13 protein-coding genes, 1 tRNA gene and 3 pseudogenes are annotated in these 15,774 nt (G+C 62.5%); 9 read left to right on the top strand and 8 right to left on the bottom strand.

Going from position 1 to position 15,774, the window contains the following annotated elements:
• Positions 1-58: 58 nt before the first annotated feature.
• Both F0Q45_RS11415 and F0Q45_RS11410 read left to right on the top strand, forming a co-directional pair.
• The gene (locus F0Q45_RS11415) at positions 59-1,081 is read left to right on the top strand and encodes a YlbL family protein (RefSeq protein ID WP_149654061.1); all 1,023 of its coding nucleotides are present in this window, start codon (positions 59-61) and stop codon (positions 1,079-1,081) included.
• Positions 1,082-1,155: 74 nt separating this feature from the next.
• On the top strand, positions 1,156-4,134 hold the full coding sequence (locus F0Q45_RS11410) for a UPF0182 family protein (RefSeq protein ID WP_149654060.1): 2,979 nt from the start codon (positions 1,156-1,158) through the stop codon (positions 4,132-4,134).
• 14 nt (positions 4,135-4,148) lie between these two features.
• On the opposite strand, the pseudogene F0Q45_RS11405 reads toward F0Q45_RS11410, so the two are convergent.
• Positions 4,149-5,350 (bottom strand): annotated as a pseudogene (locus tag F0Q45_RS11405) (RtcB family protein).
• 163 nt (positions 5,351-5,513) lie between these two features.
• Here F0Q45_RS11405 and F0Q45_RS11400 point away from each other — a divergent pair.
• From F0Q45_RS11400 to F0Q45_RS11390, 4 genes are all read left to right on the top strand, one after another.
• Positions 5,514-5,587: transfer RNA gene (locus F0Q45_RS11400), tRNA-Met, on the top strand.
• Between the two features lie 202 nt (positions 5,588-5,789).
• Entirely contained in the window at positions 5,790-6,017 is a 228-nt protein-coding gene (locus F0Q45_RS11395) for a hypothetical protein (protein WP_149654059.1), read from the top strand.
• A complete protein-coding gene (locus F0Q45_RS30175; protein WP_373424958.1) occupies positions 6,014-6,244 on the top strand; it encodes an ABC-three component system middle component 6 in 231 nt (76 codons plus the stop codon). The genes F0Q45_RS11395 and F0Q45_RS30175 overlap by 4 nt, the downstream gene beginning before the upstream one ends.
• Entirely contained in the window at positions 6,241-7,980 is a 1,740-nt protein-coding gene (locus tag F0Q45_RS11390; RefSeq protein WP_149654058.1) for a DUF2326 domain-containing protein, read from the top strand. Before F0Q45_RS30175 ends, F0Q45_RS11390 begins: the two co-directional genes overlap by 4 nt.
• Before the next feature lie 102 nt (positions 7,981-8,082).
• Here F0Q45_RS11390 and F0Q45_RS11385 read toward each other — a convergent pair whose 3' ends face one another.
• From F0Q45_RS11385 to F0Q45_RS11375, 3 genes are read right to left on the bottom strand one after another with little or no spacing between them, the layout of a single operon-like run.
• Positions 8,083-8,415 carry a helix-turn-helix domain-containing protein gene (locus F0Q45_RS11385; protein ID WP_149654057.1) on the bottom strand — a complete coding sequence of 111 codons (333 nt, stop codon included), beginning with the start codon at positions 8,413-8,415 and terminating at the stop codon, positions 8,083-8,085.
• Positions 8,412-8,753, bottom strand: a complete 342-nt coding sequence (locus F0Q45_RS11380) for a type II toxin-antitoxin system RelE/ParE family toxin (RefSeq protein ID WP_149654056.1) — start codon at positions 8,751-8,753, stop codon at positions 8,412-8,414. Before F0Q45_RS11380 ends, F0Q45_RS11385 begins: the two co-directional genes overlap by 4 nt.
• 36 nt (positions 8,754-8,789) lie before the next feature.
• Positions 8,790-9,731: a tyrosine-type recombinase/integrase gene (locus F0Q45_RS11375; protein WP_262490955.1), complete on the bottom strand. Its 942-nt coding sequence runs from the start codon at positions 9,729-9,731 to the stop codon at positions 8,790-8,792.
• 682 nt (positions 9,732-10,413) lie between these two features.
• Here F0Q45_RS11375 and F0Q45_RS29205 point away from each other — a divergent pair.
• Positions 10,414-10,503, top strand: a pseudogene (locus F0Q45_RS29205) (hypothetical protein); the annotation flags it as partial.
• Positions 10,504-11,078: 575 nt separating this feature from the next.
• Here F0Q45_RS29205 and F0Q45_RS11365 read toward each other — a convergent pair.
• A complete protein-coding gene (locus F0Q45_RS11365) occupies positions 11,079-11,516 on the bottom strand; it encodes a DUF4345 domain-containing protein (RefSeq protein ID WP_149654054.1) in 438 nt (145 codons plus the stop codon).
• A gap of 136 nt (positions 11,517-11,652) precedes the next feature.
• On the opposite strand from F0Q45_RS11365, the pseudogene F0Q45_RS29200 reads away from it, so the two are divergent.
• A pseudogene (locus tag F0Q45_RS29200) lies at positions 11,653-11,919 on the top strand (citrate/2-methylcitrate synthase); the annotation flags it as partial.
• 189 nt (positions 11,920-12,108) lie between these two features.
• Here F0Q45_RS29200 and F0Q45_RS11355 read toward each other — a convergent pair.
• The 3 genes from F0Q45_RS11355 to F0Q45_RS11350 are packed head-to-tail and all read right to left on the bottom strand — an operon-like array spanning position 12,109 to position 14,375.
• Positions 12,109-13,011 carry a LysR family transcriptional regulator gene (locus F0Q45_RS11355; RefSeq protein WP_149654052.1) on the bottom strand — a complete coding sequence of 301 codons (903 nt, stop codon included), beginning with the start codon at positions 13,009-13,011 and terminating at the stop codon, positions 12,109-12,111.
• 11 nt (positions 13,012-13,022) lie between these two features.
• Positions 13,023-13,190 (bottom strand): hypothetical protein, encoded by a 168-nt coding sequence (locus F0Q45_RS27635; protein WP_188112885.1) that lies wholly within the window; start codon positions 13,188-13,190, stop codon positions 13,023-13,025.
• A gap of 12 nt (positions 13,191-13,202) precedes the next feature.
• Positions 13,203-14,375, bottom strand: a complete 1,173-nt coding sequence (locus F0Q45_RS11350; protein WP_149654051.1) for a CaiB/BaiF CoA transferase family protein — start codon at positions 14,373-14,375, stop codon at positions 13,203-13,205.
• Positions 14,376-14,745: 370 nt separating this feature from the next.
• On the opposite strand from F0Q45_RS11350, the gene F0Q45_RS11345 reads away from it, so the two are divergent.
• A partial coding sequence (locus F0Q45_RS11345) for a PE family protein (RefSeq protein WP_149654050.1) occupies positions 14,746-15,774 on the top strand: 1,029 nt, incomplete at its 3' end.

Raw genomic sequence — 15,774 nt, 5'->3', positions numbered from 1 at the left:
TCCGCCGTCACGCTCGCAGCTGAACCGGGCTCGGGCGGGTCGGTCTAGTGTATGCGGCGTGAACAGGCGGATTTTGACCTTGATGGTCGCGCTGGTGCCGATAGTGGTGTTCGGTGTGTTGCTGGCGGCGGTGACCGTGCCGTTTGTATCGTTGGGTCCTGGGCCCACGTTCGACACGCTCGGCGAGGTCGACGGCAAACAGGTGGTCGACATCGAAGGAATCCAAACCCACCCGACATCAGGTCACCTGAACATGACGACGGTGTCCCAGCGCGACGGCCTGAGTTTGGGTGAAGCCGTCACGCTGTGGCTGTCGGGTCAAGAACAGCTAGTGCCGCGCGACCTCGTCTACCCGCCCGGTAAGTCTCGCGAGGAGGTCGACAAGGCCAACAACGCCGATTTCAAAAACTCCGAAGACAGCGCGGAATACGCGGCCCTGGGCTATCTGAAGTATCCCGCGGCGGTTACGGTCGCCTCGGTCAGCGATTCCGGTCCGTCCGCGGGCAAGTTGAAGGCCACTGATGCCATTGATGCGGTCAACGGTACGCCGGTGGCCAATGTCGAGCAATTCACCGCGTTGCTGAAAAACACCAAGCCCGGTCAGGTGGTGACCATCGACTTCCGCCGCAAGAATGAGCCGGCCGGCGTCGCGGAAATCACGCTCGGCACCAACAAAGATCGCGATTACGGTTTCCTGGGGGTAGCAGTGCTCGATGCGCCGTGGGCGCCGTTTGTCGTGGACTTCAACCTCGCCAACGTCGGCGGACCGTCGGCCGGGCTGATGTTCAGTCTCGCGGTGGTCGACAAGCTCACCACCGGTGATCTGGTGGGGTCGACGTTTGTCGCGGGCACCGGAACCATCAGCGTCGACGGCAAGGTGGGCCCCATTGGAGGTATCACGCACAAGATGGCCGCGGCTCGTGCCGCGGGCGCCACGGTGTTCTTGGTGCCCGAGAAAAACTGCTACGAGGCGGCCTCCGACACCCCGCGGGGACTGCGGCTGGTGAAGGTCGAGACGCTCACCCAAGCGGTGGATGCGTTGCACGCGATGGCGTCGGGAGCGGCGACGCCCAGTTGCTAAGGCCTCGGGATGCGTAGAGTTGTGACCGTCTAGACAAAATCTCTAGCAGCCAAACCGAGCAGGGAGCGTAGCTAGTGGGGATGCGGCCCACCGCACGGATGCCGAAGTTGACTCGGCGTAGCCGGATTCTGATCTTGGTCGCGTTGGGTGTGATCGCGGTGCTGCTCGCCGGCCCGCGCTTTATTGACGCCTACGTCGACTGGCTGTGGTTCGGTGAGCTCGGCTATCGCTCGGTGTTCACCACCGTGCTGGTTACCCGCATCGTGGTCTTCCTGGTGGCCGGGGTGCTGGTCGGCGGGATCGTGTTCGCAGGGCTGGCCTTGCCCTACCGCACCCGCCCGGTTTTCGTGCCGAGCAACGACAACGACCCTGTGGCACGCTATCGCGCCGTCGTTATGGGCCGGCTGCGGATGGTGGCCATCGGCATCCCGGCGGCGATCGGTCTGTTGGCCGGTATCGTCGCGCAGAGCTACTGGGTGCGCATCCAGCTGTTTCTGCACGGCGGAGACTTCGGGATCAGCGATCCGCAGTTCGGCAAGGACCTCGGCTTCTACGCATTTGAGTTGCCCTTCTATCGGCTGCTGCTTAGCTACCTGTTCGTGGCTGTGTTCCTGGCGTTGGTGGCGAACCTGGTGGCGCACTACCTCTTCGGCGGCATCCGGCTGTCGGGCCGCAGCGGTGCGCTGAGCCGCTCAGCACGTATCCAACTGGTCAGCCTGGTCGGGGTGCTGGTCCTGCTCAAGGCCGTCGCCTACTGGTTCGACCGCTACGAGCTGCTCTCACACAGCCGCGGCGGTAAGCCATTCACCGGCGCCGGGTACACCGACATCAATGCCGTTCTTCCGGCCAAGCTGATTCTGATGGCGATCGCGATCATCTGCGCCGCAGCGGTGTTCTCCGCGATCACCTTTAGGGACTTGCGGATTCCAGCCATCGGGCTGGTTCTGCTGCTGCTCTCCTCGTTGATCATCGGAGCCGCCTGGCCGATGCTCGTCGAGCAGATCAGCGTCAAACCCAATGCCGCGCAGAAGGAAAGCGAATATATCAGCCGAAGTATCACTGCGACTCGGCAAGCGTATGGCCTGACGTCGGACGTGGTGACGTATCGCAACTACACCGGCGACAGCCAGGCGACCGCTCAGCAAGTTGCGGCTGACCGCGCCACCACGTCGAACATCCGGCTGCTCGACCCCACCATTGTCAGCCCGGCGTTCACCCAGTTCCAGCAGGGCAAGAACTTCTACTACTTCCCCGACCAGTTGTCGATCGACCGCTACCTCGACCGCAACGGCAATTTGCGAGACTACGTCGTCGCGGCACGTGAACTGAACCCCGACCGGCTGATCGATAACCAGCGGGACTGGATCAACCGCCACACCGTCTACACCCACGGCAACGGGTTCATCGCGTCCCCGGCCAACACCGTGCGGGGTATCGCCAACGACCCGAACCAGAACGGCGGCTACCCAGAGTTTCTGGTCAACGTCGTCGGCGCCAACGGGACTGTGGTGTCCGACGGGCCGGCACAGCTGGACCAGCCGCGAATCTACTTCGGGCCGGTGATCGCCAATGCGTCCGCCGACTACGCCATTGTCGGAAAGACTGGCGCGGACCGCGAATACGACTACGAGACCAGTAACGAAACCAAGAACTACACCTACACCGGCAGTGGTGGGGTCTCGATCGGCAGCTGGATGTCCCGCAGCGTCTTCGCCGCCAAGTTTGCCGAGCGAAACTTTCTGTTTTCCAACGTGATTGGTTCCAACAGCAAAATCTTGTTCAACCGCGACCCGGCGCAGCGGGTGGTGGCGGTGGCGCCGTGGCTCACCACGGACAGCGCGGTCTACCCGGCTATTGTCAACAAGCGCCTGCTGTGGATCATCGATGGCTACACCACGCTGGACAACTACCCGTACTCCGAGCTGACGTCGTTGTCGTCGGCGACGGCTGACTCCACCGAGGTGGCGTTCAACCGGCTGGCGCCGGACAAGAAGGTGTCCTACATCCGCAACTCGGTGAAGGCCACGGTGGACGCCTACGACGGCACTGTCACGCTGTACCAGCAGGACGAGCAGGATCCGGTGCTGCGAGCCTGGATGCAGGTTTTTCCGGGCACGGTCAAGCCCAAGAGCGATATCACCCCCGAGCTGGCCGAGCATCTGCGTTATCCGGAAGACCTGTTCAAGGTGCAGCGCATGCTGTTGGCGAAGTACCACGTCAACGATCCGGTGACGTTCTTTTCGACCTCGGACTTCTGGGACGTGCCGCTGGACCCCAACCCGACCGCCAGCAGCTATCAACCGCCGTACTACATCGTCGCGAAAAACATTGCCAAGAACGACAATTCGGCGTCATACCAGTTGATCAGCGCGATGAACAGGTTCAAGCGCGACTATCTGGCCGCCTACATCAGCGCCAGCTCCGATCCGGCGACGTACGGCAGGATCACGGTGTTGACCATTCCGGGTCAGGTCAACGGTCCCAAGCTGGCCAACAACGCGATCACCACCGACCCGGCGGTATCCCAGGATCTGGGCGTGATCGGGCGTGACAACCAGAACCGGATCCGATGGGGCAATCTGCTGACGTTGCCGGTGGCACAGGGTGGGTTGCTCTACGTCGAACCCGTCTATGCCTCGCCGGGAGCCAGCGATGCCGCTTCGTCGTATCCACGCCTAATCCGGGTGGCGATGATGTACAACGACAAGGTTGGCTACGGCCCCACCGTGCGTGATGCGCTGACCGGGTTGTTCGGACCCGGGGCCGGTGACGCCGCGACCGGTATCCAACCGACCGAGGTTGGGGTGCCGGCCAATCCGACGGCCAACCCGCCGCCAGCCAATGTGCCGGGAGGGACCTCGCCGCCGACGGCGGTGCCACCGCCTCCGGATGGGGCTGTCACCTTGTCACCGGCGAAAGCTGCTGCGATGCAAGAGATTCAAGCGGCGATCGGCGCGGCGCGGGATGCCCAGAAGAAGGGCGATTTCGCCGCGTATGGGGCGGCGTTGCAGCGGCTTGACGAGGCGATTACCAAGTTCAACAACGTTAGGTAGCCGGGCCGTAACGTTTACTGCCCCTTCACGTTCATGATCTGCCGCAGCGAAGTCACCACCTCGACCAGCGCTTCGGCATCGACCATGACCTGGTCAATGTCTTTGTACGCCTGCGGAATCTCGTCGATCCACTCCTTGCCGTGGCGGTACTCGATGCCCGCCATCGCGGCGGCCAGATCCTGCTCGGTGAACAGCTCCTTGGCCTTCGTCCTGCTGAACCGGCGGCCGGCGCCATGCGGCGCGACCATAGGCCGTCGGCGTTGCCTTTGCCCCGCACGATGTACGAGCTGGTGCCCATGGAGCCGGGAATGATGCCTACCTTGCCTTCGGTGGCGTCGATCGCGCCTTTGCGGGTGAGCCAGACGGTTTCGCCGTCGATGATCGTCGGGATCGTGTAGTTGTGGTGGGTGTTGATGCGCTCGGTCTCCACCCGCTGTGCCTGCACGCCGAACCATGACGCGAAAACGTGGATAAACCGGTCCATCATCTCGGCACGGTTGAGGTAGGCGAAGCTCTGCGCCCACTCCAAATCCCTTATGTAGCAGTCGAATTCTGCTGTGCCCTCCTGAAGGTAGGCCAGATCGCGGTTCGGCAGCTTGATCGACGGGTCACCCTTGCACTGATCCACGGCGATCTTGATGTGCCGCTGGGCGATCTTGTTGCCAACGCCGCGGGAGCCGCTGTGCAGGAACAGCCAGACATTGTGGGCGGTGTCCAGACACAGTTCGATGAAGTGGTTGCCGCCGCCCAGAGAACCCAACTGCTGCATCCACTTTGGGCTGTGCGTCAGATCGACGTGGAGATCCTGTTGCAGCTGCAGGAGCTCGTTGTGCTTGCGGGCGGTGAACGGGAACTGCTGCAGGCTCTTGTTGTAGTTGCCGGGCGACAGCGGGATCGCGTCCTCGACCAGCTGCCGCAGCGCGGGTAGCTTGGGGCGGTAGTCGCCGAACCGGTCTGACAGATCCTGCTCGGTGAACCGGGTCTTGGCCGCGACCATGCCGCACCCGATGTCGACGCCAACCGCGGCCGGGATCACCGCACCCCTGGTGGGGATGACCGTGCCGACGGCCGAGCCCTTGCCCAGGTGCGCATCTGGCATCAGCGAGACGTGCGGGTGCACGAACGGCATGGCGGCGGTGACCTTGGCTTGCTCGACGGTGTTGGCGGCGATGTCGGTGGCGAAGTTGAGCAGCTTGGGCCCGAGGTGTTCGGGCATGGCGGTCTCCTGAAGCGTGGGTCTTGCGGTGGCTGGTGGGACGTTATTCGTAGTGGCGTGGCGGGCGCAACGGATTTTCCGACCGGTGTCTCAACGCTAGCCCGGGCTAGCGAGCACGCGATTTGGAACGTCCGCACGGGTTGGGTAACCTTGCGTTTACCAACGCGGGGTGGAGCAGCTCGGTAGCTCGCTGGGCTCATAACCCAGAGGTCGCAGGTTCGAATCCTGTCCCCGCTACTAGCGGAAGTGGCCCTCAGGCGCAAGCCTGGGGGCCATTTTCATGCCGGTTGGGAACACTTTTGGGAACATTAGCAGTGCTAACGGTTCTTGGGAACGGCTTGGGACGTTAGGTAGCCCTGGCGAGTGGAAGGTGTCGCTCACGACGTCGTGCCGGCGGCGCTAGGTGCTGAGGCCATTAGGTGTCATTGGATGATGCACGTTGTCGCTGGCGGTCATCCAGCTGCACCGCGGGCGGAACTCGATTCTGACGCCGGCGGGCGTGTACCGCCTCCGCTATCGGGACTCGCTGTTCCTCCAGCTGGTCGAGGCCGCCACACCGGATCCTCCCCCCGGTTCTGACGTTGCATTACGCTGGGATTATGAAGCCGCTGCGCTGGCGGTGTTGAGCCATCTCTTCGAGATCTGTGATGTATTCGAGGCGCCGTGACTGACCTGTTGCCCTCCAAGTACGTCCCGCTCAGCATGTCGTTCATCGGTCAGGCGGCAGCGATCCTGGATTGCCGCCGCGAGACCCAGACAGTCAGCGATCTGTGGGCTCGTGCCCGATCTGAGGGCGAGGATCTATCCTTCGCGAGCTTCGTAGATTCCCTTACTGTTCTTCACGCGCTCGGTGCGGTGGACTTCCGTCGCGGCATACTTCGGTGGCGCTCATGAAGCTCATCCGTCTGTCCAGCAGCAAAGAGTCCTTCAAGCCTGTCAACTTCAAGGCAGGACTGAACTTGGTTCTCGCGGACCGCACCGAGAAGTCATCTGCGACAGACTCGCGACATGGCGTGGGCAAGACGACGCTCCTGCAAATCATCGACTACTGCCTGGGCGGCCGCGTTGTAGAGGGTGACAGTCTGTACAAGCTCCGTGGTGGCGACTGGCTGTTCACCCTGGATGTCCAGTTGACGGGCCATGCTCTAACCATCACCCGTGGCATCGATACTTCAGAGGTCGATATAACGGGCGCTGGTATCTACACGCTCGGATTGACGGAGAAGCCTGATGTCGATACGGCGGTGCTAGGTTCAGGCGAGTGGTCAGATGGGCTCGGTGTCCAGAGCTTTGGCCTGCCGTTGCGCGCAGACCGAGTGCAGAACGCGCCGACATTCCGCAGTCTTATGCGGCACTTTCTCAGGTTTCGTGACGAGGCCTACAACAGCCCTTTCAACACATTCGGAAGTCAGCCACCTGTGCAAGTACGGGCTGAGAACGCCTTTCTGCTTGGCCTGAATTGGGAGTACGCGGTCGAATGGCAACGCTTGAAAGACCGTGAAAAGGCCCTGAAGGCACTATCCGGCGCAGATGTCGAGGAGCTCGGCCAGGAGCTAGCCGAGTTGCAGGCGCGCAGGGCTCGTGAAACGAGCCAACTGCACAGGCTTGACGGAGACGTCCGCGAGTTTCGCGTCCTACCCGAGTATCGGGAGGTGGAGGCTCGAGCGAACGACGCCGCAGCCGAGATGCGAAATCTCTCGAATCAAATCCTCATCACTGCAAGAGAAATCGATCTATACCTCGAACAGGCCTCGGTGGAATTCACCGAGGCGGATCAAACGAGGGTCGAGACACTGTTCAATGAAGTGGGAGTTGTGTTTCCTGATGGCTTGCGCAGCCCGCTCAAGCAAACGCGAGACTTTCACGCTTCGGTTACGAAGAACCGCCGGCACTATCTTGAGTCCGAGATCAGGCGACTCAACAGCGTCCAAGACCGTCGCAATCAGCAACTGCAGACCTTAGAGCAACGTCGACGTAGTGACCTTCGAATGCTTGAGTCCCATGGCGCACTTGAGGATTACGCAGAGATGCAAAAGCGGCTCGGTGCGCTTTCGGCATCTGCGGCTGAGCTCACTACACGAATCGAGAACATACAGGACATTCGGCGCGGCAAGTCAGCCGTAAAGGCAGAGGCACTTGAGCTTGCCGAACGAGTCGAGATTGATCTGGAAGAACGTCAGACAAGCTACGAACGAGTCCTAAGTAGGTTCTCTGAGGCCTTCGAGACGTTGTACGGCAACGAAGCGTTTCTTCTCGTCGATGTAGGTGATGCAGGCTATCGGTTCACAGTTAAAGTTCCTCGCGAAGGCTCAACTGGCACAGGAAAAGTCGGCATTTTTGCGTACGATCTGGCGATAACTGAAGCTTGGGCCGCTCGCAAATCGGGTTGTGGCTTTCTCGCCCACGACAGCGTTCTCTTCGATGGTGTGGACGAGCGTCAGACTGCGTCGGCGATGGCGTTGGCGGCCGAGAGCGCGGAGAAGTTCGGCTTTCAGTACTTCCTGACTGCCAACTCTGACGATCTGACTCCTGAAGAGATGGATAGAGTCGGCCTCGATATCGACGCGAATCTTGTAATCCGCTTGACTGACGCCGAAGAGTCAGGTGGGCTGCTCGGCGTGCGCGTCTAAAGCGCACGGCTGAATTTTGCTTTGCTCCCCATTGTCGTGAGGAGGAGTTGACGTCGACTCTCTATCTCGAAGCCCTCAAGTCCTCAAGCTGGAGATCACGTTTCAGGCTTCTGTAAGCTCCACGCTGCCTTCGCGAAAGTCCGCAACAATGCGCAGTCGCCCGCCCAGAGCGGCCACATACGCCTGCAAGGTACCGAGCTCTGTGTGCGACAGGTCGCCACTCTCCAGCTTCGACACCCTCGCCTGGGAGACGCCCATGAGTGTCGCGACGTCGGCCTGACGAGCATGACCATGTGCCTTGCGAATGTCGGCAAGGCGCTGAGCCTGGACAGCGTCGTGCATCTCCCTGCGCGCGGCATCGGCGCGCGTCGGGTCAACGCGGCCCTGAGCAACTGCCTCGGCGCGAATCTCACGCCAGCTGCGTGCCATCGTTATTCACCTCCTGCAAGCCACTCCTCGTAGCGCTGGTCGGCGACCGGAATGTTCTCGTCGTACCAGCTTTTCCAGCTGCCAGCCTTATCGCCGCCGAGCAGCAGGATCGCCCGCCGTTCCGGATCGAAGATGAATAAGATCCGGATGCTCGTGGCGGCTGGCCGCAGCTCCTTCATGCTGTGGAACTTCGATCCGTTGACCTTGTCCGCCGTCGGCCGGCCAAGGGTTGGTCCTTCCAGCTCTAGCAGGTCGATGGCGCCAGTTACCGCCGTCATCGCGCCCTCGTCGAGCGTGAAGTACCAGCGCTCTACCTCCTCCAGCAGAATCACTTCCCAGGACATCGACACTAATATAACCTCAGGGTTATCTACAACTTTTCAGGGTGACGAGGAGTCACGCCGAGCCAGCTTCGTCGTCCCAGGCGTCCCCGAGTAGGAACTCAGCAGCTTTTTCCGCTGCTTCGCGGTCGTCGTTGCCCAGCACGTGGGCGTAGGTCTCCAGGAAGAACCCGACGTTCGCGTGGCAATCCGTTCGCTAATCACCTTCGGGCTGATGCCTGCTCGCAGCGCGCCGGTCGCATAGGAGTGACGCAGGTCATGAAAAGTGATGCGTGACAGGCCCGCTGCGGCCGCAAGGCGGTCGAAGCGCTGCCTTATCGTGTCAGGGTGCGGCGGCCGGCCGTCCTGATAGGTGAACAGGTAGCCGCCGGGGTGGTAGGCGTCGCCGAAGAATTCGCGCTCGCTGTCTTGGAGCTCGCGCCAAGGGCGAAGCGCCGCCACGGTGCTCCGTTCAATGGAGATTGTCTGATCGGCGTTGCGGGTCTTGCCGCCTGCGTTGTCGACTGCGCGGCCGCCAACCACCACGCGATTGTCGTGCACCGTGATCAGACCGGCGTCCAGGTCGACGTCCGACCACTTGAGGCCACACACCTGGCCGCGACGAATGCCCTTCGTGAGTTCCAGCAGGAACAGCGCCGCGAATCGATCGTCGCGGATCGATTTGAGGAACGTCCGGATTTCCTCGGGCTTCCAGACCGTCCTGCGAGTGCGGTGCCGCCGCGGTGGTTTGACGTTGCTCGCGGGGTTGTCCGTCAGGTATTTCCAGGCCACTGCGTCGACGAGTGCTCGGTGCAGGAAGGCGTGGACGTTACGGACGGTCTTCGGTGCCAACCCGGGCGAAACCGGTTTAGGCACCATGCCTACCCGATAGCGTCGTAGCGCGGTACGGGCCGCATGGATTGTTGTGCCGCATGCCTCCGACAGCTGTCGTGGTGTGGGTGGGGAACCGGCGGCGTTGTGTTCTGACCAGTAGGCATACATCACGGAGTCGTTGTCACGCTTGACGCGGCCCTCGGTGAGCAGCTTGGCGTGGAGCTTCAGCAGTTGATATGAGCAGTTGATATGACAGACGTAGTTGCGATCATGGGGGAGAGCGTCCCCGCTGGTGCGGGCAGAATTGTTCTGGACGTCGTGCGCTATGCCGCGGTGACGACTCGCCGGAGCAGGGACTAAGGAGGTCCGATTCTGGGAAATTATGCAGGCTATGGGCGAGGACCGTTGCCTAGATTGGGCGACCGATCTCATCGCGGAGAGTGCCGGCAAGTTGGTCAACGCTATTCGAGCCGCAGCGCCCACCGTAGTTCTGCGCTCGCCTTCGCAGCCCGACGTGCGGATTGTCTCGTTGGCGGTGCACGCCGAAACGTGGACACCCATACGCATTCACCCGGGAGGCATCATGACTGCCACCGGCCGACTCGAAAAAGTTGATTTACGGTCACACGAGTTTCGCGTCCGCGACGACGTCGATCAAACCGTGGACCTCAAGCATGTCCAAAGCGATACCACCGCAGCGCAACTCGTTGGCCAGTGGGTGGTTGCTCGGGGTGAGGCCGTGCTGCATGAATCGGGTCGGCTCGTCGTGCTGGACAATGCCAGCATCTCGCGTGTTGACGATCCGGCAGCCGAGCACATCGACCGCAGCGTCACGACGTTGGACGAGATCCTGGCCAGCGCCCCCGGACCAGACATCGACGGCGGGATCGACCTTACTGACGACGAATTCCAGGCGTTTCTTGAGGCGGCGCGTTCGTGAACCATATAGCGGCGGCGGTGGTCGATACCGACGTCTTCAGCCTGATGGGCCTACGCCGGGCTAACAATGATTCGCGTGTTGCTGGTTGGCGCGAATACCTGACCGGCCGGCGTGTGCTCATTTCATTTCAGACCAGAGCTGAAGTGCTTGCGGGTGCCACTTTGGCTGTGAGGTCGGCGCCGAGGTGCGCAGCGAGCGCCACGTATACGGCGTCGGCGAAGGTGACGTTTGCTCGTAGTCGCTATGCGTCTGCGAACAACCCACGCATCTGAGTGACGCGCAGCGGCCAACCCATCAGCGCATCGATGGCCTGATCGATCTATGCGCGTGTCAGGATGCGGTTCAGGTCCCATCGGCGCAGCACCGCCCCGCATTCCACAAAGAACAGCTCGGGCATCCTACCGAATCAGATTCGGCCAAGATTGGCAGCCCAAACTAGGCCGTCATCGAGGTCCTGCTTCCAGCATGCTGTAAGCGTGAGTAGACGCAGAATCGCAGAAACATTGCCCTGGTGATGCGAGTCTGTGTCTGCTCGTCGACCAGTCCGGGGCCCGAAGATGTGCGGACAGTAGGCATTACGCCGTGGCTATAAGCGCCGCAGCGGCGACGGCTTCTACCAGAAAGTAGAACCAATTGGGGTAGAATGGCGTTCGCTTATCAACTACGGCAGAGAGCAACCGGCCGAACGCCATCCCGGCCAGTGCCACCCCCACGGTGATCATGATTCCGACCCGTAATCCGGGATCGACGGCGGCGAATGCCAGGATTGCTGCCATCGCCAGGCCGAATCCGCCGTACACCGCGCGTACTTCGGACCGAGACTGCGCTTTCGTTAGTTTGATGGCAAATGGTCGCAAGATCGCGTCCGGGGCAACAAGCGCGTAGCCGCCCATGCCGAGAAAGAACACCGCGATGATGGCGCTGACGGTTACTGCCACGGCGATCTCCAACCACTCAGGAACGATATCGAGCTGGACGCAGCTCGTCCGCGCCCGACCTGCCGGTAGGATCATAAGCCGGAGTTTTGTGGACATGGTCCGCCATCCCGCTGACTATCACCGCCTAGCCACCACCACCCGCGAAAATCCGAAACCTCAGTTCAGCCCACAAATTCAACTATTAGGCGTCAGCGACTTCAGCCGAATGCGGGTGGCAGCCGCCCGCAATGGTCACCGGTGGCTCGAGATTTGCCACGTCCTGGAGCGGGATATGGCAACAGCTACCGGGATCAAGCCGAACCTGGATCTTCCGACCGGACCCGCCTATCACCTAATGGGCTTCGACATCGGTTGCTTCACAACGCTATTCGTGATGAGCCGGATCACCGGCTGGACCGCGCACATCATGGAGCAGACCGCGGCCAATGCATTGATTCGTCCGCTGAGCGAGTACGCCGGACCGCTGCAACGCCCGCTCGTGATAACCCGCCGATCGCCGTTGTCGAGGGCCACCGCCAGGCGTGGACGCTTCGGCGACAGCGCCGACGGCGCCATGGCTACCGGGCCAGGCGGCCGCGACGGCGGGTGGTTATTGGACAACGTCGAGCGCGGTAGCTCTGGTGTCCCGCTTGCCACGGTAGGCACGCCCACGGGTTCGAACGCTCGTCTACGCGAGAAAATCCTGTTCAGGCAGTCCGCACAACTCTACTGCGGTGTCGCGGAACGCCGCGGCCGACGGTGGTAGGTATCGGTTGCTCATCCAGCCGACCGCGATGGGGCGAACCAGTTGTTGGTCGTCGACCGCGATCTCGACGATGTCCGGCGGCGGAGTGGCCGCCTTGGGCAACACCCCCACCCCCAACCGGGCACCGATCAGCCCGCGCAGGGTGGTGATGTCGGTGCCCTCAAAAGCGATGGTGGGCGTGACGCGGTGACGAGCGCAGGCGTCGTCGAAGATCCGCCGCAACGTGTGATTCCGGTCCAAGGCCACGAATGGTTGGCCGGCCAATTCTTCAAACCCGATGACCTCGCGATGCGCCAGCGGGTGGTTCCGGTCGACGACGGCGTAGAGCTTCTGAGTGAACAGCTTGCGCCACTTGACCCCGGGCGAATCATCAAAGGCCATGGGGTAGCTCAGGCAGACGTCGATGACACCGGTAGTCAGATCGTTGACCAACGCGGGCCCGGCGCACTGGCGCAGCTCAAATCGCGCCGCCGGATGGCGGTCGTGATGACGGCGGATCAGCCGCGGCACCGTGGCCACTCCCAACGACACCAAAAAACCCAGGGCTACCGTGCCGGCGTCGACGCCGGCGAGCTGTTGCACGCCGGCGACGGCGGTATCCAGGCTGCGTTGAGCCGCCAGACTCGTCCGCATGAACTCTTGGCCGAACCGGTTGAGTTCGTTGGCCCGGCCGCGCCGGGTGAACAACTCCACCCCGATCTCGGATTCGAGCATGGCGATGGCCCGGCTGACCGCCGACTGCGACACCGACAGCTTTTCCGCTGCGTCACGCAGCGTGCCGACCTCGGCGACCGTTTGGAAGTAACGTAACTGATAAAGCTCCACAAGCAAGGATATTAGTTACGCCAACGGCAAGAATTTGTGTAAATCGTTCTACTTCCTATTGCGTCGTGGATGTTCAGCATGTCGGCGCACAGTGCGAGCAGGCGCTCCCGGTCGGACAAGCTGTTGCTGATCGCCAAGAAGTCGTCGTGCGTTTGAGCGGCGCGTGTGGCGATTGTCATTCGGGCCTCGTTTCAGGCGGTTTGGCGCTCTGCTTCGAGGTTGGCAAGCCATGCGCGGATGTTGGTGGTGTGTTCGCCCAGCCGTGGTGCCCGGGTGCGGTAGCTCACCGGGGTAGCGGACAGATTGATCGGGCTGGCCACTTGGGTCCCCAGCCGGTCGTCGCCGTCTTCAGTGTGGCGGATCGGCTGCAGCCCTAGCCGTTCGGCGTATGCGAAGGCCTCGGCGATATCGTTGACCGCACCGGCGGGAACACCTGCAGAACTCAGGACCGTCGTCCAATACTGAGCCGGGTGTGCGGCCAGCGCACGTTCCAGCTTCTCGTGCAACGACATTCGATTGCGCACCCGCAGGTCATTGGTGAGGAAGCGCTCATCCTGCCCGAGCTCGCCAATGCCCAGGACCTCGCAGAGTGCACCGAACTGCTTGTCGTTGCCAACCGCCAGCACGATCATTCCGTCACCGGTCGCGAACGTGCTGTAGGGGGCGATGCTGGGATGTCCATTACCCATCGCGCGTGGAACCTGCTGCGTCAAAACATAATTGGCGGACTGGTTGGCCAGACTGGACAATAGCGCCGACATCAGGTCGATCTCGACATGCTGACCCCGCCCGGACCGGTCTCGTTCCCGAAGCGCCGACATGATGCCGATGGTGGCGAACAGACCCGCCAGCACATCGACCACAGCCACCCCCACCTTGGTTGGGTGGTCAGGATCCGGGCCGGTCACGCTCATCAGCCCCCCAAGTGCTTGGACCAGCAAGTCATAACCGGCTAGGTCACGCCCCCCGGCGGTCCCGAACGCGGTAATGCTGCAATACACCACTGCGGGATTGGCCAGACGAATCGTGGGCTCATCCAGACCGAACCGCGCCATGGTGCCCGGCCGGAAATTTTCCACCACCACGTCGGCGCTGGTGGCCAGCGTTCGGGCCGCCCGCAGGTCATCGGCGTCGTGCAGGTCGAGCACGATGCTACGTTTGTTGCGATTGACGCCGAGGTAGTAGGCACTGTGTCCGTCGAGGAACGGAGGTCCCCACGCTCTAGTGTCGTCGCCACCCGGCCGTTCGACTTTCACTACGTCGGCACCCAGATCACCGAGAGTCATCGTGCAAAACGGCCCGGCCAGTACTCGGGAGAAATCGGCCACCAATAGCGACGAAAGGGGCGAAGCAACCGGATTCATCGCGGGCTCGGCCGCAACACGGCATGGGCCACCCAGCTGACGTTCGCGCGTCTCATTTTCCGTGCTCCATTCTGTCGCGGACAACGCTAGGCGACGGCAATAATGGGCGTCTAGCAGAAGGTTTCGTAACTAGCCTTGCATCAAGCGAAACGGTCGGGGCCCGAGATTTGTCACAGTCTTTTGCGCTAGGTGCAATGGTTTGTTCGTAACCTTTTGCTAGACGCCTCACGGAAGACTGAATAGTCTGGACGCAGTGACCAAGATCACTCAATGATTTGGCTCGCCGACGCGTCGTTATCGTCGACGACAAAGGTCCCGTGCACGTGTGCGGCGGTCCCATGGTCACGTATGCGTGGCGGTAGGAAAGTCTATGTCGTTTGTGAACGTGACGCCGCAACTGGTGGCCGCAGCGGCGGCAGAGTTGGCCGAGGTTGGTTTGAGGATCAACGACGCCAACGCGATTGCAGCCATCCCGACGGAGGGCATCCTGGCAGCGGCCGCCGATGAGGTGTCGACGGCAATGGCAGCGTTGTTTGGCACCCATGCCCAGCAGTATCAGGCAATCAGCAAACTAGTGGCGCTGTCCTACGACCAGTTCGTGCAAGCAATCGGCGCGGGGGCGCGAGCATACGGCAGCGCCGAGGCCGGCAATGCCGCGTCGTCGCAGGACTTGCTCGGGGCGATCAACGCTCCATCGCAGGCACTGTTGGGTCGCCCGCTAATCGGGGATGGCGCCGATGGGCTACCCGGGACCGGTGCCGATGGCCAACCCGGTGGGCTGCTAGTGGGTAACGGCGGCAATGGCGGTTCCGGGGCAAGCGGACAAAGCGGTGGTCACGGCGCGGCCGCCGGTTTACTGGGCCGAGGCGGAGCCGGTGGCGCCGGTGGCGCCTCCACAACGGGCAGCGGCGGGGCTGGCGGAGCTGGTGGCCCCGGCGGACTATTCGGCAACGGCGGTGCCGGTGGGGGTGGCGGCAGTGGACAGATCGACGGCGGGGCCGGCGGCGCCGGCGGATCCGCCGGGTTGTTCGGCGGCGGCGGTGCCGGCGGTATCGGCGGGCTTGGGGTAACCGGCACCGGTGGGGCTGGCGGAAGCGGCGGAGCTAGTGGCCTGTTCGCGGCCGGGGGTGCCGGCGGCGCGGGCGGTCTTGGTGTGGACGGCATCGGTGGGGCCGGAGGTGCCGGAGGTCATGCCAGGCTGCTTTATGGTGCCGGCGGCAGCGGTGGTGACGGTGGCCCCGGTCGCATTGACGGTGGGGCCGGCGGGCCTGGCGGGCACGCCGGAATGGTCTATGGCACGGGTGGAGTGGGCGGGTCAGGTGGGACCGGGGGCAGCACTGGTGGGGACGGTGCAGCTGGCGGGCGCGCGGGGTTGGTCGGCAACGGCGGAGCGGGCGGG

The sequence above is a fragment of the Mycobacterium simiae genome, from assembly GCF_008370645.1.
Lineage (GTDB): Bacteria > Actinomycetota > Actinomycetes > Mycobacteriales > Mycobacteriaceae > Mycobacterium > Mycobacterium simiae_A.
This window is presented reverse-complemented; position numbering and strand designations above follow the sequence as displayed.